This is a genomic window from Kyrpidia spormannii (genome assembly GCF_002804065.1).
Classification (GTDB): domain Bacteria; phylum Bacillota; class Bacilli; order Kyrpidiales; family Kyrpidiaceae; genus Kyrpidia; species Kyrpidia spormannii.
On the sequence record NZ_CP024955.1, the window covers coordinates 2,636,372 to 2,661,011 of the forward strand.

General features: G+C 62.2%; 24 protein-coding genes and 1 pseudogene. 19 read left to right on the top strand and 6 right to left on the bottom strand.

Annotated features, from left to right (window positions below; genetic code table 11):
• Positions 1 to 3: 3 nt before the first annotated feature.
• The gene (locus CVV65_RS13195) at positions 4 to 1,758 is read right to left on the bottom strand and encodes a chloride channel protein (RefSeq protein WP_100668523.1); all 1,755 of its coding nucleotides are present in this window, start codon (positions 1,756 to 1,758) and stop codon (positions 4 to 6) included.
• A 189-nt stretch (positions 1,759 to 1,947) separates the two neighbouring features.
• On the opposite strand from CVV65_RS13195, the gene CVV65_RS13200 reads away from it, so the two are divergent.
• Complete coding sequence (locus CVV65_RS13200) at positions 1,948 to 3,108, top strand: MFS transporter (RefSeq protein ID WP_100668524.1); 1,161 nt, start codon at positions 1,948 to 1,950, stop codon at positions 3,106 to 3,108.
• Between the two features lie 66 nt (positions 3,109 to 3,174).
• Here CVV65_RS13200 and sfsA read toward each other — a convergent pair whose 3' ends face one another.
• Positions 3,175 to 3,891, bottom strand: coding sequence for a DNA/RNA nuclease SfsA (gene sfsA / locus CVV65_RS13205; RefSeq protein WP_100668525.1), 717 nt, complete (start codon positions 3,889 to 3,891; stop codon positions 3,175 to 3,177).
• A 66-nt stretch (positions 3,892 to 3,957) separates the two neighbouring features.
• Between sfsA and recJ the strand changes: the two genes are divergently transcribed.
• On the top strand, positions 3,958 to 5,664 hold the full coding sequence (gene recJ, locus CVV65_RS13210) for a single-stranded-DNA-specific exonuclease RecJ (RefSeq protein WP_100668526.1): 1,707 nt from the start codon (positions 3,958 to 3,960) through the stop codon (positions 5,662 to 5,664).
• 97 nt (positions 5,665 to 5,761) lie between these two features.
• On the top strand, positions 5,762 to 7,051 hold the full coding sequence (iadA, locus tag CVV65_RS13215) for a beta-aspartyl-peptidase (RefSeq protein ID WP_100668527.1): 1,290 nt from the start codon (positions 5,762 to 5,764) through the stop codon (positions 7,049 to 7,051).
• A gap of 19 nt (positions 7,052 to 7,070) precedes the next feature.
• Here the strand turns inward: iadA and CVV65_RS13220 are convergent, their stop codons facing one another.
• The gene (locus tag CVV65_RS13220; protein WP_100668528.1) at positions 7,071 to 8,648 is read right to left on the bottom strand and encodes an acyl-CoA synthetase; all 1,578 of its coding nucleotides are present in this window, start codon (positions 8,646 to 8,648) and stop codon (positions 7,071 to 7,073) included.
• Positions 8,649 to 8,891: 243 nt separating this feature from the next.
• Here CVV65_RS13220 and CVV65_RS13225 point away from each other — a divergent pair, with 243 nt between their 5' ends.
• Entirely contained in the window at positions 8,892 to 9,329 is a 438-nt protein-coding gene (locus tag CVV65_RS13225) for a globin domain-containing protein (protein WP_100668529.1), read from the top strand.
• 38 nt (positions 9,330 to 9,367) lie between these two features.
• On the opposite strand, the gene CVV65_RS13230 is transcribed toward CVV65_RS13225, so the two are convergent.
• Entirely contained in the window at positions 9,368 to 10,285 is a 918-nt protein-coding gene (locus CVV65_RS13230; protein WP_100668530.1) for an AEC family transporter, read from the bottom strand.
• A gap of 134 nt (positions 10,286 to 10,419) precedes the next feature.
• Here CVV65_RS13230 and CVV65_RS13235 point away from each other — a divergent pair, with 134 nt between their 5' ends.
• Both CVV65_RS13235 and CVV65_RS13240 read left to right on the top strand, forming a co-directional pair.
• Positions 10,420 to 11,091, top strand: a complete 672-nt coding sequence (locus tag CVV65_RS13235; RefSeq protein WP_157935521.1) for an HAD family hydrolase — start codon at positions 10,420 to 10,422, stop codon at positions 11,089 to 11,091.
• Positions 11,092 to 11,143: 52 nt separating this feature from the next.
• Positions 11,144 to 11,779, top strand: coding sequence for an RraA family protein (locus CVV65_RS13240; RefSeq protein ID WP_100669526.1), 636 nt, complete (start codon positions 11,144 to 11,146; stop codon positions 11,777 to 11,779).
• A gap of 135 nt (positions 11,780 to 11,914) precedes the next feature.
• Here the strand turns inward: CVV65_RS13240 and tkt are convergent, their stop codons facing one another.
• Positions 11,915 to 13,939 carry a transketolase gene (gene tkt / locus CVV65_RS13245; RefSeq protein WP_100668532.1) on the bottom strand — a complete coding sequence of 675 codons (2,025 nt, stop codon included), beginning with the start codon at positions 13,937 to 13,939 and terminating at the stop codon, positions 11,915 to 11,917.
• A gap of 213 nt (positions 13,940 to 14,152) precedes the next feature.
• On the opposite strand from tkt, the gene CVV65_RS13250 reads away from it, so the two are divergent.
• The 10 genes from CVV65_RS13250 (at position 14,153) to CVV65_RS13295 (ending at position 21,389) form a co-directional block, all read left to right on the top strand.
• Positions 14,153 to 14,614, top strand: a complete 462-nt coding sequence (locus CVV65_RS13250; RefSeq protein ID WP_100668533.1) for a cytochrome c maturation protein CcmE — start codon at positions 14,153 to 14,155, stop codon at positions 14,612 to 14,614.
• A 15-nt stretch (positions 14,615 to 14,629) separates the two neighbouring features.
• The gene (locus CVV65_RS13255; RefSeq protein WP_100668534.1) at positions 14,630 to 16,618 is read left to right on the top strand and encodes a heme lyase CcmF/NrfE family subunit; all 1,989 of its coding nucleotides are present in this window, start codon (positions 14,630 to 14,632) and stop codon (positions 16,616 to 16,618) included.
• Between the two features lie 2 nt (positions 16,619 to 16,620).
• Complete coding sequence (locus tag CVV65_RS13260; RefSeq protein ID WP_232796790.1) at positions 16,621 to 17,019, top strand: cytochrome c-type biogenesis protein; 399 nt, start codon at positions 16,621 to 16,623, stop codon at positions 17,017 to 17,019.
• A gap of 4 nt (positions 17,020 to 17,023) precedes the next feature.
• On the top strand, positions 17,024 to 17,449 hold the full coding sequence (locus CVV65_RS13265; protein WP_100668536.1) for a hypothetical protein: 426 nt from the start codon (positions 17,024 to 17,026) through the stop codon (positions 17,447 to 17,449).
• Positions 17,394 to 18,371: a hypothetical protein gene (locus CVV65_RS13270; protein WP_133121303.1), complete on the top strand. Its 978-nt coding sequence runs from the start codon at positions 17,394 to 17,396 to the stop codon at positions 18,369 to 18,371. Before CVV65_RS13265 ends, CVV65_RS13270 begins: the two co-directional genes overlap by 56 nt.
• On the top strand, positions 18,364 to 19,023 hold the full coding sequence (locus tag CVV65_RS13275) for an ABC transporter ATP-binding protein (RefSeq protein WP_100668538.1): 660 nt from the start codon (positions 18,364 to 18,366) through the stop codon (positions 19,021 to 19,023). The genes CVV65_RS13270 and CVV65_RS13275 overlap by 8 nt, the downstream gene beginning before the upstream one ends.
• Before the next feature lie 127 nt (positions 19,024 to 19,150).
• Entirely contained in the window at positions 19,151 to 19,813 is a 663-nt protein-coding gene (locus CVV65_RS13280; protein ID WP_157935523.1) for a heme exporter protein CcmB, read from the top strand.
• 3 nt (positions 19,814 to 19,816) lie between these two features.
• Positions 19,817 to 20,545 (top strand): cytochrome c biogenesis protein CcsA, encoded by a 729-nt coding sequence (gene ccsA, locus CVV65_RS13285; RefSeq protein ID WP_100668540.1) that lies wholly within the window; start codon positions 19,817 to 19,819, stop codon positions 20,543 to 20,545.
• A 134-nt stretch (positions 20,546 to 20,679) separates the two neighbouring features.
• Positions 20,680 to 20,823, top strand: a complete 144-nt coding sequence (locus CVV65_RS13290; RefSeq protein WP_100668541.1) for a CcmD family protein — start codon at positions 20,680 to 20,682, stop codon at positions 20,821 to 20,823.
• Entirely contained in the window at positions 20,823 to 21,389 is a 567-nt protein-coding gene (locus tag CVV65_RS13295) for a TlpA family protein disulfide reductase (RefSeq protein WP_100668542.1), read from the top strand. Before CVV65_RS13290 ends, CVV65_RS13295 begins: the two co-directional genes overlap by 1 nt.
• A 208-nt stretch (positions 21,390 to 21,597) precedes the next feature.
• Here the strand turns inward: CVV65_RS13295 and CVV65_RS16575 are convergent.
• Positions 21,598 to 21,684 (bottom strand): annotated as a pseudogene (locus tag CVV65_RS16575) (SPFH domain-containing protein); the annotation flags it as partial.
• Between the two features lie 138 nt (positions 21,685 to 21,822).
• Between CVV65_RS16575 and CVV65_RS13300 the strand changes: the two are divergent.
• The 3 genes from CVV65_RS13300 to CVV65_RS13310 all read left to right on the top strand — a co-directional run bounded on the left by CVV65_RS13300 (position 21,823) and on the right by CVV65_RS13310 (position 24,634).
• Entirely contained in the window at positions 21,823 to 22,497 is a 675-nt protein-coding gene (locus CVV65_RS13300; RefSeq protein ID WP_100668543.1) for a ferric reductase-like transmembrane domain-containing protein, read from the top strand.
• On the top strand, positions 22,494 to 23,003 hold the full coding sequence (locus CVV65_RS13305; protein WP_100668544.1) for a RodZ family helix-turn-helix domain-containing protein: 510 nt from the start codon (positions 22,494 to 22,496) through the stop codon (positions 23,001 to 23,003). Before CVV65_RS13300 ends, CVV65_RS13305 begins: the two co-directional genes overlap by 4 nt.
• Positions 23,004 to 23,629: 626 nt before the next feature.
• Positions 23,630 to 24,634 carry an FAD:protein FMN transferase gene (locus CVV65_RS13310; RefSeq protein ID WP_100668545.1) on the top strand — a complete coding sequence of 335 codons (1,005 nt, stop codon included), beginning with the start codon at positions 23,630 to 23,632 and terminating at the stop codon, positions 24,632 to 24,634.
• Positions 24,635 to 24,640: the final 6 nt, after the last annotated feature.

Below are 24,640 nucleotides of genomic sequence, written 5' to 3' on the forward strand. Positions count from 1 at the left end.
TCTTTAGTCAAGGCTCCTGTAGGCGCGAACAATGTCAGAACTGCCGATCACGCCCACCGGCTCATCGCGACGACATACGAGCAGATAAGTGACTCCGAGGGCTTTCATTTTGGTGGCAGCCGCTGCGAGGGTTTCCTGTTCATCGATTCGGTGCACCGTTTTTGGCAACAGGACGACCACAGGTTCAAGAAACCGCCGCTGATTGAGCGCTTCCAATACCTGAGCCCGGGCCACGGATCCGATAAGACTCCCGGACGCGTCCCGCACCCACGCGAACCATTCCCGAGATCCCGCAAACTGTTCCCACGCCTCGGCGATGGTGAGATCGCCGGGAAGTGTGAGGTGGTTTTGCGGCAGCGCTTCCCCCACACACACAGCTTTCAACCGATCCGGGTGCCGCAGGCGCATGATGTCCAACCCTCGGCGCACCAGCTTCAAGGTATAGATGGACTCCCTGGACAACAGGCCGGTGATGGTGGCAGCCAGCACCGAGGAGATCATCAGGGGGAGGATCAAATTGTAATCACCCGTCATTTCAAACAACATCATAATCGCCGTGACCGGAGCCCGGGCGCTGCCAGCGAATACCCCGGCCATGGCCATCGCCGCCAATGCACCAGGACTAATCCCACTATTCGGAAAGAGGGCGGAAAAAAGAACCCCCGCGGCACCGCCCAGCATTGCTCCCTGGTACAAACCGGGGGAAAACACCCCGCCGGAACCTCCGGCGGCGATGGTGATCGATGTCGCCAAGAGCTTAAGGATCAACAGGATCAACAAGAGGTGCAAAGGCAACTGATCCGTGAGCGCGAGATTCACCCATTCATAGCCGACACCAAAAATTTGTGGAAACCGGATTCCGATGGCCCCGATCAACGCACCGCCCACAAGCGCTTTCCCCCAGAACGGCCACGAACGGTCATCAAACCAATCCTCGATCCGATACAACACCCGGATATACGCATACCCCCAAAACCCGGCGAGTAGGCCGATGATCACGTAAACCCAATATACGGAAAAATGCCCAACTTGATAGAGGGGCATGGGAAAGGAGGGATGATCCCCGAGATACGTGCGCCCAATGGCGGCGCTCACCACGCTGGCGATGACGATGGCGGCAAAATTTTGGAGGGCAAAACTGCCCAATATGACCTCGGTGGCGAACATAACCCCGCCAACGGGGGCATTGAACGTCGCCGCAATGCCGGCGCCCGCGCCGCAGGCCACCAGGAGCCGCAGATACCGCTCGGGCAGGCCGAGAAGTTGGCCAAAGGTCGAACCGAAGGCCGAGCCGATTTGGACAATCGGCCCCTCCCGGCCCACCGAGCCCCCGGACCCAATGCACAGCGCCGATGCCACGGCTTTGACAAGAACCACCCGGGGTCGAATTTTGCCTCCCCGTTCCGCGATGGCCGCCATGACTTCCGGAACGCCGTGTCCTTTGGCCTCGGGTGCAAAAAATTTCACGATCGCGCTCACAAACACCAGTCCGATAACGGGAAAGAAGAAAACCTCCGGGCCCCCTAGCCATGCGAGCCAACGACGGCCATCTTCAAAAAACAGTCGAGTAAACCCATCGATCAGCATCCGAAAACCGACCGCTCCATACCCTCCAACGGTGCCGATGATCACTGCGTACAAGAGCAAAACGATAGGCTCCGGCAGGACCTGAATCAGCCACGGATGAAAGCTTCCTGCTCGATGGCGCAGATTCCCCCACGAACTTATGACAACACCTGAACTCCTCTCCTTCTCCATAACCTATTCCCCCCACTTCAAGCCCTTATCCTCTCCCGCCAATTCGCCGCCGTTGCAAAAAGCCTCGTTTCTCCATTATGATCGTGCTGGCCTTTTGAGCACGGCCGCGCGGCCCACCCCGCCGCAGGGGCTCCCCAACGGGTTTCGCAGTTCACCAGTCGCCAATTCTGCACTTTTGGAGGTCATACCATGAAATGGACCGCCCTGTTGATTGTGGCGGCTTCCGTGTTCCTTGACACTGTGGTCTACGGGGCCATCGTCCCCATCGTGCCCCTGTACCTGGCCGAAATCGGCGCCCCGGGTTGGGCTCTGGGGGCTGTGTTCGCCACCTATTCCGCCGGGCTGCTGGCCGGCGGAGTGCCCTTCGGCCTTCTCGCCGACCGTTGGGGGCGGCGCCCGGTGCTCCTCCTCGGCCTCGCCGGACTCGTGGTCACCACCCTGGCCTTCGCCTGGAGCGCCTCGGTGTGGCCGCTGATCCTCAGCCGCCTCCTTCAAGGACTGGCTGCGGCGGCGATCTGGAGCGCGGGCCCGGCTCTGGTGACCGATGTGGCACCCCCGGAGTGGCGGGGGCGGTACCTCTCCCTCGCCATGATGGGGACGAACCTCGGCACCATCGTCGGCCCGGTCTTCGGGGGCACCGTGGCCGGCTGGTTTGGCCGTTCCGCCCCTTTTTACGTCATTGCCGCCGCGGCGGCCGTCCTCTTTTTCGCCGTCTTCGCCCTGCCAAAGGGTAAAGGGATCGCCCGGGAAGAGGCGCCGCCCACCCGGGTGGTCCTGAGTGTTCCCGAAATCCGCCTGGGAGCCGTTATCATCACCGTGGCCGCCTTCGGTTACGGCATTCTGGAACCGCTGTTGCCCGGGGATCTCCACGCCCGTTTCGGGCTCGACATGGCCGGGGTGGGAATCGTCTTCGGGATCATGAGCGCCGTGTACACCGCTGTACAACCCGTCCTGGGGTGGCTGGCCGACCGCCGGAACCACCGGGCCATGATCCTGACCGGCGCCCTGTTTGCCGCCGTTCTCGCTCCCACCGTCGCCCTCGCCCCCACGGTATCCGCCACTGTGGCCGCACTCACCATCTTCAGCATCGCCGGGGGCATCCTGATGATCCCCTGCATGCCCATGATGACCGCCGCGGCCGACCGCACTTTTGGCTCCGGCGGATACGGGGTGGCCTTCGGCATCGTGAACACCGCCTACTCCCTGGGCCTGGCCGTGGGCCCGCCCGCGGCCACCGCCTTGGCGGACAACCTGGGATTGCTGGCCGTGATGATCGCCTACAGCCTCGTCCTGCTCCTGGCTGCCGCGGCGGTGCTCCGGAACTTCACCCGGCGGACAGCCGCACACTGACCGTTGCGATCCCCGGGGACGGGGCCCTCCGGAACGCAGCACCGTTTCGAACCCCAGCCCCCCTCCCTACCCGGGCCGCCAGGGCGTCCAACCTTTCAACCACATCCCCTTGGGCCCGATGTCGCTCCAGATCGCCCACACCTCCACCCCGGCCCTCGCGGCGTCCCCCAGCGCCTCGGCAAAATCGGGATCGATCGCCCGATGAGGGGCAAAAACGGCCGCATCCTCCCGCAACACCACAAACAACACCCACCCCCGCCCATCCCCGCAGCGTTGAAACTCCGCCAGTTCGCGAAGGTGCCGGGCTCCCCGGACCGTGGGGGCATCCGGAAACCGCGCCACCCCATCCTCGGCGTCATTCACCGACTTCACTTCAATCAAATGCTGGATGCCTTCCTCATCGATCACCTCAAAATCAAACCGTCCATGCCCCCATCGAGGTTCAGAATGCCACTCTCGGATTCGACCGGCCGGCAGCCCGGGCAGTCCCTCCCGGTCCAGCATTTGCTTGATCATCCGATTGGCCACCAGGGAGTCGATGACCACCCAGTGCCCCCCCGGCCGGGTCATGAACAGGCGATAAGGCAGCTTTCGCCCGGCGCCGGGCGTCGGCGCCAGAAAACACGGCATTCCCGGGTCAACCGCGGTGGTCAACCGGCCGGGGCTCGGCACGTGCACCCGGACCGTCTCCCCCTCCACCTCGGCTTCCGCTTCAAAGCGATTTAATCGACGTAAAAATACCCCCTCCACCAGCGGGGGAAATTCAATGCCCGTCCCTTGCATGATGTGCTCAAATCCTTTACCGTAGGTTTGGAATCTCGATAGGCTCGCAGAGAGAAGGGGTTGACATTGAAACGATGGATCGCGGCCCCCGCCGACCCCGGCGCTGTCGCCACCTTAGAGCGGGAGGGCTTCTCTTCATTTATGGCGCGAATCCTCGCCGCGCGCAACATCCGAACCGGGGAGGAAGCCAAGCGGTTCCTGAACCCGCGCCTCGAAGACCTCGAAGACCCGGTGATGATGAAAGGAATGGTCCCGGCCCTGGCCCGCATCCGAAAGGCCCTCGAGAACCGGGAGTCCATCGCCGTGTACGGGGATTATGATTGCGACGGGGTCTGTGCGACTTCCATTCTGTACCTGGCACTCCGAGATCTCGGCGCCCGGGTACAGGCCTACATACCCGACCGATTTCAAGAAGGATACGGCCTTCATGAAGAAGCCATACGGGAGCTGTACGCCCGGGGAGTGCGGCTCATCATCACCGTGGACACGGGAATCACGGCCCTCCGCCAGGCGGAGACCGCCCGCAGCCTCGGGATGGACCTGATCATCACCGACCATCACCAACCGCCGCCGGAACTCCCCAGGGCCCTGGCGGTGGTCAACCCGAAGCAACCCGGGTGTCCGTACCCCGACAAAAACCTTTGCGGAGCGGGGATCGCGTTTAAAATGGTTCATGGTCTCCTCGGACGGGTTCCCGAGGAGTTCCTGGACCTCGCAGCCATCGCCACGGTGGCGGACCTGGTTCCACTCATGGGGGAAAATCGCATCCTCGTTCACTTTGGCCTCAAACAGTTACAAAATCCCCGCCGACCGGGGGTAGCTGCTCTGATAAAATCCGCGGGACTTGACGGGCGTCCTCTGACCTCCGGCCACCTCGGCTTTCAACTCGGCCCCCGGTTAAACGCAGCCGGGCGCCTGGAGACGGCGAACGCCGCGTTCCGGCTTCTCACCACCGCCGACCCCGAAGAAGCCCGGAAGTGGGCCGAGCAGTTGGAAACGCTTAATCGGGCACGGCAGCAGCTTTGCGACGAGATCGCCGCCGCCGCCTCGGAGGAAATCGACCGGCACCCGGAATGGCAGACACAGCCTTCCCTGGTCCTGGCCGGCGAAGGCTGGAACCCCGGCGTCATCGGGATCGTGGCTTCGAGAATGGTGGAACAACACTATCGCCCTACGCTCGTCATCGCCCTGGACGGGGATACGGCCAAAGGATCCGCCCGAAGCATTCCGGGGTTCGATCTCTACAGCGGTCTGAAAGAAATCGCCGACCTTTTTGATCGCTTTGGGGGCCACACCATGGCCGCCGGATTCTCCCTGCCCGCCGGGCGGGTGGAAGATTTGCGCCGCCGGTTTGCCGAAGTGGCCGCCTCCCGGCTCACCCCCGAAGACCTTCGCCCCCGGATTGTGTGCGACGCAGAGATCCGCCTGGACCAGATCGATCTCCGCCTGGCCGAGTCCATGGCCGCCCTGGAGCCCCACGGCCTCGGCAATCCGGCGCCCAAACTATTTGTCCGGTCCGCCCCCCTCCTCGAGTCCCGAACCCTGGGAGCCTCGGCGGCCCATCTGAGACTCCGGATCGGCAGCCCCGAACACCCCCTGACGGCCTTGGCCTGGCGTAGGGGGGACGATATTCGCTGTTTGGCCCAGGGCGTCCGGGCTGTCCACCTGGTGGGCCGGGTGCAGATCAACGAATGGAACGGCGCGAAAACGGTGCAACTGGAATTGGACGACTGGCGCCCGGCGCATAAAATCCCCAGCGTCTCCCAACGCTAATCCATGGTCGACAGAATTTGGATCAGGTGGCGGAGAATGGACGGCTTCCCTGGCCGCCCGGCCTAGCCGGCCTTGACGAGGCAGGGGGGGAGATCCCGTGAGCACTTCCGAAGCATCTTCCAAAAAACATCCACACTTCACTCTGTTGACGGGGGCCGAGGTGTACGCCCCGGAACCCCTCGGCCGCCGGGACGTGCTTCTTTTTGGCAAATCCGTGGCCCACATCGCCGAGCACATCGAGCCGCCCTCCAGTTTACCGACGGCGGTGGTGGACCTGTCGGGATTGATTTTGTTTCCCGGGTTAATCGACCAGCACGTCCACATCGCCGGCGGTGGAGGAGAAGGGGGTTTCCAAAACCGCACGCCGGAGGTGGCCCTCAGCCACCTGACCACCGCCGGAGTCACCACGGTGGTGGGCGTCCTCGGCACCGACGGCACCACCCGCACGGTCTCCGGGCTTTTGGCCAAAGCCCGGGCTTTGGAGGCGGAGGGCATCTCCACATATATTTATAGCGGCGCCTACCAGGTTCCCACCCGGACCATCACCGACAACCCCCGCTCGGACATCGTCCTCATCGACAAAGTGATCGGAGTGGGGGAAATCGCCATCTCCGACCAGCGGTCCACCCACCCCACGGTACACGATTTGATTTATCTCGCCAGTGAAGCCCGGGTCGGCGGCATGCTGGCCGGAAAAGCCGGGGTGGTCCACCTGCATATCGGCGACGACCCAAGCGGCCTGAAACCTCTGTTCGAAGCTTTGGATCAATCTTACCTTCCGCCCACCCAGTTTACCCCCACCCACCTCAATCGCCGGCCGGAGCTTTTGAACGACGCGGTCGAGTTCGCATCCCGGGGCGGAGTGGTGGACATCACGTCGGGGATCCGCCCCGAAGCCCACGACAAAGTTTCGGTCAAACCGAGTAAAGCCGTGGCGGAACTCCTGGGGGAGGGGGTACGCATCGAGCAGATCACCATGAGTTCAGACAGCAACGGCAGCTCCCCGATTTTCGACGACAAGGGCCACCTCGTGGCCATGTCCATCGGCTCGGCGACCACCTTGTGGGAGGAAATTCGGGACATGATCGAAAAAGAGGGCCTCGCTCCGGAGCAAGCCGTCTCCCTGTCCACCGCCCACGTGGCCCGGGTCCTCCGCCTTCAGGGCAAAGGGCGAATCCGCCCGGGGTACGACGCGGATTTGATCGCCGTGGATTCTGGCCTGAACATCGCTCATGTCTTTGCCCGGGGCCGCCAAATGGTCCGGAACGGCCAGCCCATCGTCTGGGGGACCTTCGAACGGGCGGGGCAAGGGCCGCCCCACGGAACCCCCGAAGCCCAGCCGGATATCCGGCGTCATCACGGAGAGAGCCCGATCAGGCGGCCCTGAACCTGCTGTGGCCACAGGATCAGGATACCGGCCGCTCGCCGAGGTGTTGATAAACATCCCGCAATTGCCGCTTCAAAATCTTCCCGCTGGGATTTTTAGGCAATGCGTCGGTGATGACGACGAATTTCGGCACCTTGAATCCCGCCAGGCGTTCCCGGCAGAAAGTGATTAGCTCCTCTTCCGTGAGCTGGGATCCGGCTTTCGGGACCACCACGGCCGTGACCGCCTCGATCCAGTACGGATGGGGCACCCCGATCACCGCCACCTCCGCCACCCCCGGGTGTTGGTAGATCACTTCTTCCACTTCCCGGCTCGCCACGTTCTCCCCGCCGGTCTTGATCATGTCCTTCTTGCGGTCCACCACGGTGACATACCCTTCTTCGTCCATCACGCCGAGGTCGCCGCTGTGGAACCACCCGTTCTCAAAGGCCGCCGCCGTCTTTTCCGGATCGTTGTAGTACCCGATCATGGCGTGGGGCGTCCGGTGGACGATCTCTCCCACCGTCCCCGGAGGCACTTCCCGGCCCTCGTCGTCCACGATCTTGCTCTCCACGTTGATGCACGGCTTCCCCGCCGCCCCGGGTTTACGAAGCTGATCCTCCGGGCGCAGGATCATCGCCAGGGGCGCCACCTCCGTCTGACCGTAGGCGTTCCAGAACCGAGCACCCGGCAGCCGGCGGGTGAGTTCCTTCAGGACCTCCACCGGCATAATCGCCGCGCCGTAGTAACATTTTTGCAGAGAGGACAGATCGTACTCGTCGAACTTCGGATGCCGCAAAAGAGAAATCCAGACCGTCGGCGGGCAAAACAACTGGGTCACTCGTTCCCGGCTGACCGTTTCCATCACCAACTCCGGCGCCGGACCCTCGACGATCACCCCCCAAGCGCCGAGATAAATCTGCGGGCCAAGCAGGACGTGAAATTGAGCGCTGTGAAAAAGGGGCAGGGCGTGGATGATCCGATCTTCCGCCGTCAACTCGCAGTCAATTATGCCGCTCACGTACTCGGCAATCAGGCTGCGGTGGGTGAGCATGGCCCCTTTGGGCCGGGACTCGGTGCCGCTGGTATACAGGATGTTCACCACATCCCCGTCGTCGATATCCACATCGGGCTCCGTCTCCGGCTGGCCGGCAGACCACTCGGCCACAGACCGCCACGGGCCCCGGGATTCCGGAGTGTCCACCAGCCCCCGGTACCGGACGAAATCCAGCCCTTCCACCGCTTTTTCCGCAGTTTCTAACAGGTCAGGAGCGACAAAAAATCCCGCCGATTGGCTATGCTCGAGAATATATCGAACTTCTGCGGCACCCAGCATAAAATTGATGGGCACAAACACCGCCCCGGCCCGGGCTACGGCAAACCACACCACGGCAAAATCGAGACAGTTTTTCGAAAGCATGGCGATCCGGTCGCCTTTTTTGACCCCGGCGGCCAAAAGCCCGTTGGCCAGCCGGTTGGCCCGCTCGTCCAACTCCCTGTAAGTGACCTCCTCGTCTCTCCATTTGAGCGCCGGTTTGTCCGGATGGCGCATTCGGCTCCGGCGAAGGGTATCTCCGATGGTGTGCCTTCTCGCCCGATGCACCCAGGTTTCTGTCACGGTCCTTCACGCTCCTTCACGCCTTCATGATCGCACTTCAACCAACCATTCGTTTCGCACTACCAATATACCAAACGGAACGCCGTTTCGAAATCATAAAAAATTGAACATCGACAGAGTAACAGTGGGAATGGTCGGGAAATGCCGGATCTACTCCGGAATTTGATACAATGAAGATCGGATCATCCATCCCGGTACGAAACCGGGTATCCCCAGGCAATTCCTCGAGAGGAGGCATATACGATGTTACAGCCCTTCGCCCCGGATCAAACGCCCTATGAGTTGATCGGCGGCGCCGAGACCGTTCAGCGTCTGGTGAACGCTTTTTATAAACGGGTCGGACAACACCCGGACTTAAAGCCCATTTTCCCGGAAGACCTCACCCCCGTGGCCAGGCGGCAGTATAAATTCCTCACGCAATTTTTCGGCGGTCCCCCCTTGTATTCTCAAGAATACGGCCCCCCCATGCTCCGGGCCCGTCACATGCCCTTTCCCATCACCCCAAAACGGGCCAGGGCGTGGTTGTCCTGCATGTCCGAAGCCCTGGAAGAGGCGGGGATTGAGGAACCCATACGGGGTTTTTTGTTTGAGCGCCTCACCATGACCGCCCACCACATGATCAACACCCCGGATGATGAAGAGGCGGCCCCCAGGAAGTCCATCGACCCCGGGCGGGAATAAGGGGGCATAAGGAGCAGCTGCGAGCAGGCCGGGCCCGCTTAAAGGGCCCGGCCGATCACCACAAAAAGAGGGAGTAATACAAAGCTGGCGGCGGTGGTGACGGCCACCGTCTTCGCCACCAATTCCCGGTCACCCCCGAACTGCTCCACCAAAACTGCGGTGTTCACTGCCGCCGGCATGCTGGCCTCCACGAAGAGCACCGACGCGAGCAGCCCTTGGATGTGCAATATCCACAAACAAAAAAAAGCAACCGCCGGGGCGCCGAGCAAGCGAATGAGAATCGCCGCCCACAACTCTTTCCCCCCGATCCCCCGCCAGTTCGCCCGACCCAATTGCACCCCGAGAATCAACAGCACCACGGCGGGGTAGGCGTTCCCGAGCAGGTGAAGGGCTTCATTCAGACCCTTGGGCCACCCCAAGCCGAGAAAAGCTACAGCGCCGCCCACCAGCGCCGCGTACAACACCGGCATGCGGAACACCGCCTGCCAGGCCCCCTTCCCGCCGGCCGTCGCCCGGCTGGCCAGATAAATCCCCAAGGTGTACATGAGCAGAATCTGCCCCACCACATAAACCGCCGCCCGGGAAAACCCTGCCGTCCCATAGGCGAGAAGCACCACCGGCAACCCGTAGTTGTTTGAATTCCCAAAAACACTCGTCATCGACAGCGCCGATCTCCCTGCCCGGCCCAGGCCGAGCCACAGCCCCGCCCCCTCCCCCACCAACCACATCAGCCCGGTGTTCAAGAACGTGAAAGCGGCGATCGCCCCGATCTCCCCGCCGCCCCCCGACCCTTCCGGGAGGGCGAACAACACCAGGCTCGGTGCCAAAAGATACAGACTGACTTCCGCCAAGGACCGGGTATCCAAACGCCGGCGTCGATCCAACCACGCCCCGCCCAGTACTGCCAAGAGAATCGGCAGCGACACCTCCGCCATGGTATTGAGGTAACCTGACATTCAAGCCAACTCCTCCGCCTTCATTGCCCGGTCCGTCGCGCCTCCCGCAGGCAAACCGTGGTATGATGAGAATAATGGAACCAACTTCGACCATACGGGTAAATCGCCGCGGCGTCAACCGAGGAGGTTTGGCTGTGAAACTTTTGATCTGGGATATCGATGGGACCTTAACCTACACCCCGGGGGTGGGACGCAGGGCCATGGAGGTGGCTTTCGAAGAAAAATTTGGCATCCGGGACGCCTTGGAGGGAATCGACATGGCCGGTGGACTGGATGTGGAGATCGTCCGGCAGGCCTTTGAGCGCCACGGGCTCCCCGAAGAGCGGAGAGGGGAGTATTTTGCCCATTATGTGCAGGTGCTGGACCGGATGTTGGCCGCCCCCCACCCCGGGGGGCCGACGCCGGGAATCGTCGAAGCGCTGGATACCCTCTCGGGGCGCCAGGATGTGGTGCAAGTCTTGGGCACGGGCAATATCGAAGCCGGGGCCTGGATTAAACTGAGGCGGCACGGACTGGACGGATATTTTCGCACCGGGGGGTTCGGAGATGAGCCGGTGCCCAGGTGGAAGGTCATCCAGGCGGCCATCGACCGCGCCCGGGATCACCACGGTCTGGGCAGCTTGCCTGCGGACGACATCTACGTCATCGGCGACACGCCCCGGGACATTGAGGCCGGGCGTCACCTCGGCGTGCAGACCGTTTCGGTGGCCACCGGCCCCTTCACGGCGGAGCAGCTGGCGGCTCATCGGCCGGATCACTTGTTGCCCAGTTTTGAAGCACCGTGGAAACAGGTCTTTTTTGGATGAAATCGACGCAAAGGAGGCGAACCCGTCCGGCCTTGGGCCAGGCGGACTGTACATGAGCTCATCTCACCTTGATTCCCTCATCACCCAATTCGCAGAATTGCCGACGACTTGCATCTCCGATGCTTTGGCAGGGCTGACCAACCTCGACCCCGCCATCAAACCGTTGAAGAAAGAATGGACGGTCTGCGGCCGGGCCTATCCGGTGAAACTCCGGGCTGCAGACAACCTGAAGCTCCTGCAGGGCATCCGGGACGCCCAGCCGGGCGACGTGCTCATCGCCGATGCCAAGGGGTATCTGTATAACGCCGTCGCCGGGGATTTTGTCATCGGCCTCATGAAAACCCTGGGTCTCGCCGGGTTTGTGGTGGACGGCGCCGTTCGAGACGTCTCGGGTATTCAAGAGCTCGATTTTCCCGTTTTCTGCCGGGGCACCACCGTGGCGGCCGGCGGCAAATCGGGGGCGGGGGAGGCCGGGGTACCCATCTCCTGCGCCGGGGTCACGGTGCACCCGGGGGATATCGTCGTGGGAGACGCGGACGGCGTGGTGGTCGTCCCCGCCCATCAAGCGGAAGAGGTTCTCGCCAAGGCCAGGGAGAAACTTGAAAAAGACCGCGAGAGGGAAGAGGGCGTCCTCGGCAACCCCGATGCCGCCCGGGCTTATCTCGACCGGGTATTGGGGAGGGGCTGAGCGGGCGCGGGCACCCGCTGCCCGTTGCCACCCGGGAGCGCCAGGGCCTAAAGCCGGGCGCTCCCAGGCCAGCCTCTACACTCCGAGATACGCCGCTTTGACGTGCTCATCGTGGAGCAATTCCCACCCGCCGAACTATCCCTCGAGCACTTCCCGCACCACTTCGCAGACCCGGTCAACAGTAAAGCCGAACTCCTGTTGCACTCGCGCTCCCGGAGCGCTGGCGCCAAAGTGATCGATCCCGATCGCCCGGCCCCGGTCGCCGACATATCGGTCCCAGCCCATGGGATGGGCCATCTCCACGGCAACCCGAGCCTTGATCGAGGGCGGAAGGACGGTGTCTCTGTATCCAGCGGGCTGACGTTCGAACAACTCCCGGCAGGGCATGCTCACCACCCGGACGGGGATCCCGTCGGCATCGAGCCGTTTTTTTGCATCCATCGCCAAACTCACCTCCGACCCTGTGGCGATAATGATCGCCTGAGGCCTCTCGGCATCGGCGAGAACATACCCGCCCCGGGCCACCCCCTCGGGAGCTAGACGCCCGGTCTCGGGCAGCACCGGCAACTTCTGCCGGGTCAGCACCAGGGCCGCCGGCCCCTCGGGCCGGGCCAATACATCCCGCCACGCGGCCACCGTCTCGTTGGCGTCCGCCGGCCGGTACACCCGCAGTCCGGGAATCAGCCGGAGGGCTGGGATGTGTTCGATGGGCTGATGGGTCGGCCCATCCTCTCCCACGGCGATGGAATCATGGGTGAACACGTAGACCACCGGTTGCTCCATCAGCGCCGCCAATCGGATCGCCGGTCGCATGTAATCCGAAAACACCAGGAACGTGCCCCCGTATACCCGAAGACCTCCGTGCAGGGCCATCCCGTTGAGCGCTGCCCCCATGGCGTGCTCCCGCACCCCAAACCAGAGATTCCGCCCGTCGTACCGGCCGGGTTGAAAAGCCCCTTCCCCCTGAATCGCCGTTTCGTTAGACGACGCAAGATCCGCAGACCCTCCGAGGAAAAAGGGGATCTGGCCTGCCAAGGCTTGAATGGCCTTGCCCGAGGCCTGCCGGGTCGCCAGCGGCCCCTCTTCTGGCCGAAACACCGGAAGATCCCGATCCCAACCTTCGGGCAGATCCCCGGCCAGGGCCTTCTCGAACTCCCGGGCCAGTTCGGGATACGCCTTGCGGTACCCATCCAGTCTTTCCAGCCACCGCCGCTGGGCCGCCGCACCCTTCTCCTTCACCCTGGAAAAATACTCCCGGACTTCCCCAGGCACCCAGAATTGGGCGTCCTCAGGCCAGCCGTAGGCCCGTTTTGCCCCTGCAGCCTCCTGGGCTCCCAAGGGCGACCCGTGGGCTTTGGCCGAGCCCGCCTTCTCCGGACTGCCGTAGCCGATGGTGGTCTTCACCTCAATCAAACTGGGACGGCTGTCCTCCTCCCGGGCGGTCGCGATTGCCTGAGCCACCTGCACCAAATCATTCCCATCCTCCACCCGAAGGACCTGCCACCCATAGGCCGCAAAGCGTCCCCTCACATCTTCGGTGAAGGCGAAGCTCGTCTCCCCGTCCAGTGAGATGTCATTGGAGTCGTACAGGACGATCAATTTTCCGAGCTTGAGGTGTCCGGCCAAGGAGGCCGCCTCCGCCGACACCCCTTCCATGAGATCCCCGTCCCCACACAACACATAGGTGTAGTGGTCCACCACCTGATGCTCGGGACGGTTGAACCGCGCGGCCAAGAATCGTTCGGCCATGGCCATGCCCACCGCAGTGGCCAGACCCTGGCCCAAAGGGCCGGTGGTCACCTCCACCCCGGGAGTCACACCGTACTCCGGGTGTCCGGGAGTCCGACTGCCCCATTGTCGAAACTGCTTCAGATCCTCCAACGTGAGATCATATCCCGAAAGATGCAACAGGCTGTATAATAGCATCGATCCATGTCCGGCCGAAAGCACGAATCGGTCCCGGTCGGGCCACCGGGGATCGTCCGGGTTGTGGCGCAGAAAACGCGTCCACAGCACAAAGGCCATCGGCGCAGCTCCCATGGGCATGCCGGGGTGACCGGAGTTCGCCCGCTCCACGGCGTCGATGGCCAGGGTGCGAATGGTGTTGACAGCCAATTGCTCAATTCCACTTGCGCTTCCTTCATTTCCTTTTGCGTTCACCGGCGGACCCTCCCGTTTAGCGTCTCTTGAAGCATTGTACCACGACCCGGCCCGGGATACCCCGCAGATCCAAGCGGCCCGGTGGCGCCTGTGGACAACAACCGACAATTCGGTGAAGAGGGATGAAGATATCCCGCCGACATGGTACGATGAGTATAATGTAATTCTTACGTTAAAAATCATCTTCCCGGCCAAGGCAAGGAGGTTTGCGATATGTCCACCCGCACCAAAGCCGTGGCGGCATTGATCGTGGTTCTTGCGGTCATCGGGGGCCTGATCTGGGTCGGGGTGACCCGGGCGGCCAGTTACTACCTGACCGTGGATGAAGCGGCGGCAAAAGGTCAGTCACTGATCGGCCGTTCTCTCAAAGTGAGCGGCAACATCGCACCGGACAGCGTCCAGTGGAATCCGGATACCCTCACCTTGGCGTTCCGCATTCAAGGCACAGATCCGAGCCATACCATGCCCGTTGTGTATCACGGCGTAAAGCCTTCGGATTTCTCCAACGGTTGGCCCGTGGTGGCCGAGGGCAAACTGGGCTCTGACGGAGTCCTCCACGCCGATCAACTGTTGGTGAAATGTCCGTCCAAATATGAAGCGCAGCAGCCGGAACAGCCGGGGAGCACCCCTCCGGGATCCGCGGGGCAGCATCCGGCCGGCATCCCGGCGCAATGAAGGGCGGCTGCCTCAATGGGTGAACTCGGTCGCTGGTCACTCCTTTTGTCCGCCGTCGTCTTATTGTACATGATCGCAGCCAGTGCCTATGGGGCCTGGAAGGGGAATCGACGCTGGATCATGAGCGGCCGCCGGGCTGCCGTGGCCGCAGCGGGACTGGCCAGCCTCGCTTCCCTGTCCCTCATCGGACTTTTGGTCACCGGAGACTTCCGTTACGAGTACGTGGCCGACTACACCAGCCGGGATCTGGGGATTCTGTATCGGATTTCAGCCTTTTGGGGGGGGAATCAGGGGTCGCTCTTGTTGTGGCTCTGGGTGCTCACCCTTTACACCGTCGTGGTCACTTTTGCCCGTTCCGAAGGGCATGAGCATTTTCAGCCTTATGTAACGGCAACTCTCGGCGTCGTGTCCCTCTTTTTCAGCGTGGTGCTCAACACCGTCGCCAAGCCCTTTCAACTCCTGCCTTTCACCAGCGTCGACGGTGCCGGGCTCAATCCTTTGTTGCAAAACCCGGGCATGACGATCCACCCGCTCACCCTGTACTTGGGCTACATCGGCTTTTCGGTGCCCTTCGCCTACGGGATGGCCGCGGTGTTCACCGGCCGGGCCGACGCGGCTTGGCTGCGGGTCACGCGGCGCTGGAGTTTGGTGGCGTGGCTGTTCCTCAGTATGGGAATTCTGTACGGGGCCCGGTGGGCTTACGAGGTTCTCGGCTGGGGAGGCTATTGGAGTTGGGACCCGGTGGAAAATGCCTCGTTGCTCCCGTGGTTGACGGCCACGGCGTTCATCCACTCGAGCATCGTTCAAGAGCGCAAAGGCACGCTCAAAATCTGGAACGTCGCCCTGGTGATCCTCACCTTCACGTTGACGATTTTCGGGACGTTCCTGACCCGGAGCGGCATTTTCTGGTCGGTGCACGCCTTCTCCAACGGCCCGCTCGGCGCGGTATTTCTCACCTTCGTCGCCTTTGTACTCGTGGCGGCCTTTGGACTGTTGGCCTGGCGGTGGCCACTGCTAAAATCCACAGCTGCGCCCATTGCTCCGGTGTCGAAGGAAAGTAGTTTTGTGTTGAATAACGTCCTGTTTGTCTCCCTGACCTTCGCGGTGTTATGGGGCACCGTTTTCCCGGTGATCAGCCAAGGGTTGATCGGCCGGCAGATGGTGGTCGGGCCGCCCTTCTTCAACACCGTGGCCGCCCCGTTGGCGGTGGCTCTGGTGCTGTTGATGGGCATCGGCACCGTGGTGGCGTGGCGCCATTCGACGGTGCGCCGGGTGGCGGCGAGCCTGATGACGCCTTTTTTCCTGACCTTGCCCGCCCTGGCCGTCTTCATCGCCCTGGGGATTCGAGAAGGCGCGGTGCTCGCTGCTCTGGGGAGTATCGTATTTGTCGGCGCCATTACCCTCAGAGAGTTCACCTCCGGGACCGCGGCGCGGATGAGGCTGACCGGCGAAAGCGCCCCGAGGGCGTTGGTGCGCCTGGTGGGGCAGCAGCGCCGGCGTTATGGAGGCTATCTCGTCCACCTGGCGGTTTTACTGATCGTGCTGGGCATCGTGGTTTCGGGCTCCTACAGTGAGCAGAAACAGGTGGTCATGAAGCCCGGGGATATGGTGACCATCGGCCCGTACCAGCTCACACTCCTCGGATCGGCCACCCGGGACGAGCCGGGACGGGCGGTGGTCTACAGTCAACTCTTGGTGCAAAAAAGCGACCAATCCCTGGGTATCCTGCAACCCGAGGACTGGTATTTTCTAAACGGCTCCCAGCCCGCGCCCCAGGTGGCCATCCGCAGTACACCCATCGATGACCTGTACGTGGTCATGGCCGGGATGGACGCCACCCAGGGCAAGGTGCTCTTTGAAATTCATCGCAACCCCATGCTGAGTTGGATCTGGTACGGGGGATATCTCCTGGTCGCAGGAACGCTGATCAGTCTATGGCCGGCGAGGTCTGCGTTTCAGGAAGTGGGGCGGGTGGAGATGCCCGGAGTGGAGGTTCGGCCGTGACCATGTTTCAGCGGCTGATCGCCATCACAGCTTTGCTTTCGACCCTGTTGCTGGTCACCCCCGTCTTGGCCGCGGGGCAGACGGTGACATGGCAAGACGTGCTCGATATCGCCTCCCAGTACCATCCGCCAGGCTGTCCCCCGAGCCTCACCGGGGCCACGTGCCAAGAAAGGCAGGCTTATGACCTCCGTATCGAGATTTTCCGCCTTCTTGAGCAGGGAAAGACCCCGGCCGAAATTCGGCAGATTCTCGTATCCGAATACGGAAACGACATTTTGGCCGCACCGCCCGCCCAAGGAGTGGGAGCCCTTGTGTGGGCAGTGCCCGCCGTTGTGATCATCTTGGGCCTCGGCATTTTCATTCTGATTGTACGCGGGCGCCGACCGCCCGTCGGGGGGTGATGATGTGACGATTCTCATTCCCGTCATCCTGATTGCAGCTGCACTGGCTCTCGTCGTATCACCCTTCCGCAAGCAGTCCCCGGAGGCAGGGGACAGTCGCCCTGGCGCCGACGAAACGTTGGAACGCGAGGAAATGTTGCTCGCTGAACGTCTGGATTTGGAGTACGACTACCAGATGGGCAAATTGACCTACGAGGAATACCGCCGGTTGACAGATCTGTGGGAAGCGGATATTCGGAGACTCGGTGAAGATCACGGGAACACGGGGTTTCTCCGCCGGCTGGAGCAGGAGCTGCAGGAGCGAATACAGGCGCTGGATGCCCGGGAAGGGCGATCGCCAAGCCGGACGTCCGGGGGACAGGAGGGAAACGACGTTGATCGACCGATGGATTCCACCACTGCAAGGCCTCGTCACGCGAGGACGCCCTGACGAGCGGTCCGGGCGACGGCGTCAATTACGCCCGCTCCTCGGCGCGGCGACAATGTGGATCGCTGCAGCAGGGTTCCTCGGAGAGATCATCATCGCCGAGCCCCCCGTCCAAGCGGCCGACAGCCCGGTGCACATCCGAGCCGAAGAAGTGGTGGCCGTCCCTGTGGGCAACCAGTTGAAAGTGTTCGATTCCTTTACCCTCGATGCGTCGGCCGGAACCCCGGTCAACCTCCACCTTCCCCGGGGGCACAGCGACGTCCAGGTCGCCACGGACACGGCCACGTCTTACACCAAGACCGCGGAAGGGGTCTCTTGGCCCCGGGGTCTGCCCCCGGGGGTTCAGTCCTTGGCGATCACGTATGCTCTGCCTTTTGACAACGGTAAAGGGGACATTGAATTTTCTCAGCCTTATAACGTGGATAACCTGTCGCTTCTCATTCCTCAGGGTCGGGCGGCGCTTATCGCCCAGGGACTTTACCCCGTCACCCAGGTGGTGGATTTGCAGGGGATGAAGTTTCGCCGCTTCACAAAACCGGATCTTCCTGCCGGTGTGCCTTGGACCGCCAGCATCCAGGCCATCCCCCAGGCCGGGGAAGTGGCTCCGGGCAGTATTGCGGTCCCGCCCGGGCTGCCGGTGATCGGAGCCGGATACAAGTACACCGAATTTAAAGCACTGATCAATCTTTTGTTGGTGGCGTTTGTCGTCATTCTCGGGGTGATCGGACTGCGGCGAAGGCAGGAGCGCTTGGCCGGCCGCCTTTCGGAAATGCATAAACAACTGGTGGACCAATGGGCCAGTCTGGAAATCGACCGCAGACGCGGGGCGGTGCCCGAGGAGGAATACCGGCGCAGGAGGGGCAATCTTTTGCGTCGGCTGTTGGCCGTCGAGCGCCAGAAACGGAGTATGGGACACAGTGATTGAACTTCGCCGGGCTTCGATCATTCGAAACGGCCGCATCCTTTTATATCCCGTCAACCTGACCCTTGAATGCGGCGTTCTGGCGATGGTGACGGGGCCAAACGGCGCGGGCAAGACGACCCTCCTCCGGCTGATGGCGGGACTGTGGCGGCCCAGTGAAGGGGAGATCCTTTTCGACGGGCAGCGTCCTTCGGTCCAACACCGGGGACAGATCGGCCTGGTTCTGCAGGAATCGATGCTCTACGGAAGGCTCACCGTCCAGGAGAACCTCCGTTTTTTCGGAGGGCTGTACCGGGTGAGGGATCTTGACGATCGCATCCGGCAATTGGCGAAGGAACTCCATTTTGAACGGCGACTGGGCGATCCCGTATCTGTCTTATCAAAGGGCTACACCCAACGGGTGACCCTGGCCCGGGCCCTTCTCCCCAACCCCCGGCTGCTCCTTTTGGACGAGCCTTTTGATGGCCTCGATCCGGGCGTACGGGGACTGGTCAAGGACGTACTGGCCCTCCGGGTGGCGGAAGGCACCACGGTGGTGGTGGTCACCCATGACCCGGAATTGATGCCGAACGCGGATATGCAGATTCTTGTCAACCGGGGGCGGGTGACCGTCGTTTCCTCCGAGACAAGGGCCTCGCGGGATCGAGCCCGGTGATCCGGGCCCTCAACCGGTGCTTGAGATGGGCGCACCGGGCGCGATCAGACGACCGTGCCGACCCGGGAACTCTTTTGGGTCTGTCCGATCGGCCTCAGGGAAATGGATCGAAGGGGGCGGGACACCGTTGTGGACCGCAATTTGGGCCATAGTGAGAAAAGATGTCACTTTGGAATACCGACGAAGATGGCTGCTCGCCTCGGCGGTTCTGTTCGGATTTTTGTTCGTGGTGGTCCTGGGCATTGCCTATAACGGCAAGCCCTTGCCCACAGACGCCGCGGCGGGAGCACTTTGGATGGTCCTCCTGTTCTCCTGCGTCACCATCCTGCTGCGGACGAGCTCCTTCGAGGAAGAGCGCAAGGCTTGGTACGCCCTTCTCATGGCACCGGTGGACCGGAGTGCCATCTTTTATGGTAAGCTGGTGGCAAACATCTTGTTTCTCTTTTTGGTCGAGCTGGCGGTGACGCCATCCTTTTGGCTCATTTTGGGCGTGCCAGCTCCAAACTCCTGGGTCCCGCTGCTGGCGGGGCTTGTGGCGGGTGCCCTGGGTCTTGCGGCCGTGGGGACGTTTTTGCTTTTCCTCACATCCTCCAGCGAAGGACGGGAGATCTTGTTCCCGGTCTCCATGATCCCGCTCACCATCCCGCTCCTTTTAGCGGTCACTCGATTGACCGCCGGGGCGTGGGGCGGAGGCGGCGATTTGTTCGTGTGGTATGCGATCGCCGGGGGATACTTGGTTTTGTTCGGGCTTTTACCCTGGTTGTTATTCGAGCTCCTGGTGGAGGTGTGACGGGTGCGGGATAAAGGGCTCACTGTTCTAACGGGAGTCGTTTTCATCGCCGGGCTGGCGGCGATTTATGCCGCGTTCATCTATGCGCCCCCGGAACGTTTCATGGGGGATTTGCAACGATTGATGTATTTTCATATCGGCAGCGCCTGGGCAGCGATGCTCGCTTTTTTTATGGTATTCGTCTACGGCGTCGGGTATCTCTTCACCCGGCGGCCTTCTTTTGACCGATTGGCCTTGGCGTCGGCGGAAGTGGGAGTGTTTTTCACCACGTTGGTCCTCATCACCGGGCCGATTTGGGCGAGGCCGGTGTGGAACACGTGGTGGACCTGGGATCCGCGGTTGACCACGACCCTCATCCTATGGTTTATCTACATTGCTTATTTGTTGCTCCGGAGCAGTATCGCCGATGACACGAGGCGTCGAGTGGTGGCGTCCATTTTCGGCATCATCGGCTTTTTGGACGTCCCCATTGTGCATTTTTCGGTGACTTGGTGGCGTTCGATCCATCCCAATGTCATCACGGGTGGCACCATCAACATGGCCCCGGCGATGACCCAGGCTCTCATGGTGAACGGCATCGCTTTCGTCCTGCTCTACGTTCTTCTCACATGGCTCCGGGCCCGGCTCGAGGCCGCCCGGGAGGAAGTGGCCCGACTGCAGCACCGGGTGTATGAACGGGCGAGCGACAGAACTGTGGAAGGGCATGGGGGTTCTGGTGCGGACATCTCTTGAGCTCGTCCCGTCTTGGCGCCATGGTCGCGACGTGGTGCCTCGGAGATGACGAAGGTATTCAAACCGCTCTGCCTGACCGCCACACTTCGTCGGTGAGCCCGGAGTGAGGAGCTAGAGGAAAGGAGGAACAGTCCATGTCCAACATGCAATTTCTGTTTCTGGGGACGGCAGTGGTGTGGATCGGAACGTTGCTTTATGTCCTTTCCTTGATGCGGCGCCAAAACCGCACCCTGCGAATGATTGAGCAACTGCAAAAGAGTCTGGAGGATGAAAGCTGATGAACAGAGCGGGGGAAAGATCATCGACATCGGGTGGCTCCGGCTCGCCCCCGCGGCAGGCATTTAAATGGGCACTGCTCATCCCGGTCCTCCTGCTCGGCGCCGCCCTGGCCTACGCGGCGTGGCATCTGGCCCGCGGCGATGGCCCCAAGGCGACGGTGGGACAATCGGCACCTGAGTTAACCCTGGCGGATTTGGACGGGCAAACCTTCCACCTGTCCAACTACCGGGGACGGGTGATCGTATTGAATTTTTTCACATCCTGGTGCCCGCCATGTCAGCAGGAAGCCCCGGAGCTCGCCCGGTTCGCGCGATCGGCAAGCCCGGGCACTGTCCTGGTCATGGTGGATCGGGGAGAAGCCGAGGGCCCGGTCCGCCGCTTCATCCAGAAATATGGCATCGACGCCCACGTCGTCATGGATCCGGACAACCGGGCCTCTCAAGCCTTTGGCGTCACCGGCCAACCGGAAACTTTTATTATCGATCGGCAAGGCATCATCCGACAACACGTCATTGGCCCCACCACCGCCAAAGGGTTGGAGCAGATGACGGCGCCATGGGAATGAATGGGGGTCACGGAGCCCCTTTCGGGTCCCACACGCCCAGTCCCCTTCGCTGTCTCTGGGCGCTTCCGGCATCCGTTCATCCCCGGGACTCTCGCCTCCAACGCCCCAATCCCCAGCACCAACGGTGCCTCCCCGCTTTACAGTTCTGGATCCAATCGGAGCGGAAACTGTTTCTTCCCGGAACGACCCGCCATGGCCGCCCATCTTCTCAGTACAAACTCCCGGTGTTGATCACCGGTTGGGCCGCGCGCTCGGACACGATGGCCACCATGAGATTGTTGACCATCGTCGCCTTTGCCGAAGTCCTTCGCCACCCGAAAGATCTTATTGAGAACATTTTTCAGGACTTGTTATGCGTTTGTTAGGCTCTCGTCAGTCTTCTGTCAGGACAGCGGGCTAGAATGAGTAGCAGAAAGTAAAGGAGGGATCGGACGTGCAGAAAAACCGGTCATCCGGACGCGGCACCGTGCCGGCCGTCCTGGTGCTGGTCTCGGCCACCGCCTGGAGTTTTCTGGCCGGCGCCTGGCTGGTCCTGAAACATCCACAGTTGGCCGGGCAAATTGACTGGCTGATCGTCCGGGCCAGCGGCATCACCGCCTTTGCCCTGCTGACTGCCGTGGTGGGGATGGGACTGCTCATGGCGAATCCGAGGAATAAAACCCAGTGGCGTCTGACCCCCCGGCTCATGCCGTGGCACCGTTCACTCGCCATGGTCACCCTGAGCTTTCTGCTCACTCATTTGACCATGCTTTTGCTCGACCACCAATCGGGGTTCGGTTGGCGCGAATTGTTCGTGCCGATGGCCTCGGGGTACCGGCCCATCGCCGTAGCCTTTGGAATCGGCTCCTTCTACCTGTTGATCATCACTCTGGTCACCGCCCACATGCCGCGCCTTCTGCCAAAGGGCGGCTGGCTGCGGATCCATCGGATCGCCGCGGCCGCCTGGGTGGCGGCCTGGTTCCACGGAATTCTCGCCGGCACCGATACACCGACCATCGGCGGATTGTACCAGGTGAGCGGGTTTGTGCTCGTCGTCCTCTTGTTCTTGCGTTATTGGCCGGTGGCCGACCCCGTTCCAGCCGGACAGAAAAGGAGGAATGAATTGTGAACCCGCGCAATGTCATTGCCGTATTGAGCAGTGTGGTGCTTCTCGGCGGCGGTTGGTACGCCCTGCGCACCGCCCAGTCTATGGCCGATGCCCGGGTAAACGCCGGACAGCCCAGTGCAACCCCTTCAGCAGCGGGGTCAGCGGCCGGGCCCGCCCTCCAGTTCGATAGCACGGCACCGGGAGGAGTTTCGGCTTCCACCCCCGGGGTGGTTGATTCGAGCGGGTATAATCCCGGTGGAGCCACCGGGCCGGCCGTCACCCAGCCTCCGGTCACCGCACCGGCGGTGGACACCGTCACCGGGGCATCGGGACACAGAACCCGCAACGTTATCACAACCGGAACTTTCACCAGTGCCGGGACCGCCGGCAATAACGCCGCTGTCCAGACTCCACCTGCCGCCCAAGGGGTGACAGGGGCATCGGGAGGCGAGTCTCATGAACACGGGGAGGACCACGACGCCTATGAACACGGCGGCTCCCATGAATCGGAGCAAAACGATGACTGATCGGCGCGGACCTTCGACCTTGGACAAGAAGAGTATGGCCAATCCGGAAGGGACAAACCGACAAGTTGAGCCGCGAAAAGGCGGCACACGCCCTGACGGAGGGGGAAAGAACCGCCGGGACCGATCGGGGTTCATCGGCTTCGCAGCAGCCACGGCCTTTTTCACCGTCTTATTGGGCCGGATGGTCGCAGCGGGACCGGTGGCGGCCAATACTGACTGGAACGCCTCCGGTCAGGCGCCGTCCTCGGCAACGGTTCACGCGGGTTTGGCCCCCGGGCAATCCGGACCGGGGGAAGCGCCCTCAACCCCCGGCACGCCTACACCCGGTACCGGCGGAACCGGGATAGACCCCGGGACTCTTCCCCCCGGCCCGGACGGATCCGGAAGCGCGCCAGGCTTTGGGGGAGCAGGCGATCCATCGGTGTCGGGGAGCTCCGGTGGGGACGGGAGCTGGAACGCCCCCGGTGACAACGGTCAGGGAAGCAATCCCGGTTTTGTGCCCGATTACGGTCCCTCCCAGACTCCCCCCGGGTCTTATGGGCCACCTGCGTACGGCCCACCGGCAATGAGCCCTCCGGTGGACGGTATCACGGGCGCCAGTTAATCGCAGGAATGGAGGAGCGAGGATGGCCATTTATGAACACGCATTTCAATCCATGGCCTCGCCCATCCGCATCCGCCTCGATTTCCCGGGAAATCACCAACGGGAGTACGCTGAGGCCGCAACCGAAATTTGGGACATGGCAAAAAGCGAGTTTGCGTCCGTGGTGAAAGCTCTGTCCCGGTTCGATCCGGCCAGTGAACTTTCCCGACTCAACCGAAGTCCCGGGCAGTGGGTGGCCGTCTCCCCCCTGCTTCGGGAAGCCTTGCAGAAGGCCTGGGAAGCCTACGAATATACGGGCGGGGTCTTTGATCCCAGGATTTTGCGGTCTCTGGAAGCGCTGGGATACACAGGTGCGCCGGTCGCCCCCCTCTCAACCGGTGGGAGGCGGGACGGCACGGACAGTGTGCGGGGAGTCCCCACCAGTTTTGATTCGGACGGGGAAAAATTCCCGGAACCTTGGGCAGACCCCGCACATTGGGTGGAATTTGACGGCGATCGGGTCCGGATCGAAGCACCCCTGGACCTCGGTGGTCTCGGGAAAAGCCTGGCCGTGGATCGGGTGCGCGAAGGTATTTTGAGCCACCCCGCAGCCAGGCAGATGAAGGGATTTCTGGTCAATGCCGGCGGCGATCTTTATGCGTGGGGAACCCGGGAGGACGGGGATCATTGGCGGGTGGGAATCGAAGATCCCACCGCCCCCGCCACCATTTTGGCGGCCCTGGATCTGCCTCTATCCACAGCCGTCTGTACGTCCTCCATCGCCCGGCGCCGCTGGATTCACGACGGCCGCCCGGTGCACCATCTGATCGACCCCGCCACGGGGCAGCCGGCGGAGTCGCCCTATTTGAGCGTCACCTGCGCGTATCCGGACCCCATCACGGCAGAGATTATCACAAAGGTATTATTTATACGGCCTGCGCAATCCTTGCGCATCTGGCCTTGGCCCGATTATATTTGGTGGGTGACGACGGATGTCCGGCTTCTCGCCACACCCTCTGGACAGCGGTGGGTCACCTGGAGCCGGTAAAGGAGA

Excerpts from the sequence above, each read along its gene's own strand:
- CVV65_RS13250 (WP_100668533.1), top strand. The coding sequence starts at position 14,153 with ATGTCCACCCGCACCAAAGCCGTGGCGGCATTGATCGTGGTTCTTGCG.
- CVV65_RS13255 (WP_100668534.1), top strand. The coding sequence starts at position 14,630 with ATGGGTGAACTCGGTCGCTGGTCACTCCTTTTGTCCGCCGTCGTCTTA.
- CVV65_RS13225 (WP_100668529.1), top strand. The coding sequence starts at position 8,892 with ATGTTACAGCCCTTCGCCCCGGATCAAACGCCCTATGAGTTGATCGGC.
- CVV65_RS13290 (WP_100668541.1), top strand. The coding sequence starts at position 20,680 with ATGTCCAACATGCAATTTCTGTTTCTGGGGACGGCAGTGGTGTGGATC.
- CVV65_RS13230 (WP_100668530.1), bottom strand. The coding sequence starts at position 10,285 with ATGTCAGGTTACCTCAATACCATGGCGGAGGTGTCGCTGCCGATTCTC.
- CVV65_RS13310 (WP_100668545.1), top strand. The coding sequence starts at position 23,630 with ATGGCCATTTATGAACACGCATTTCAATCCATGGCCTCGCCCATCCGC.
- CVV65_RS13195 (WP_100668523.1), bottom strand. The coding sequence starts at position 1,758 with ATGGAGAAGGAGAGGAGTTCAGGTGTTGTCATAAGTTCGTGGGGGAAT.
- CVV65_RS13295 (WP_100668542.1), top strand. The coding sequence starts at position 20,823 with ATGAACAGAGCGGGGGAAAGATCATCGACATCGGGTGGCTCCGGCTCG.
- sfsA (WP_100668525.1), bottom strand. The coding sequence starts at position 3,891 with ATGCAAGGGACGGGCATTGAATTTCCCCCGCTGGTGGAGGGGGTATTT.
- CVV65_RS13200 (WP_100668524.1), top strand. The coding sequence starts at position 1,948 with ATGAAATGGACCGCCCTGTTGATTGTGGCGGCTTCCGTGTTCCTTGAC.
- CVV65_RS13260 (WP_232796790.1), top strand. The coding sequence starts at position 16,621 with ATGTTTCAGCGGCTGATCGCCATCACAGCTTTGCTTTCGACCCTGTTG.
- CVV65_RS13240 (WP_100669526.1), top strand. The coding sequence starts at position 11,144 with ATGAGCTCATCTCACCTTGATTCCCTCATCACCCAATTCGCAGAATTG.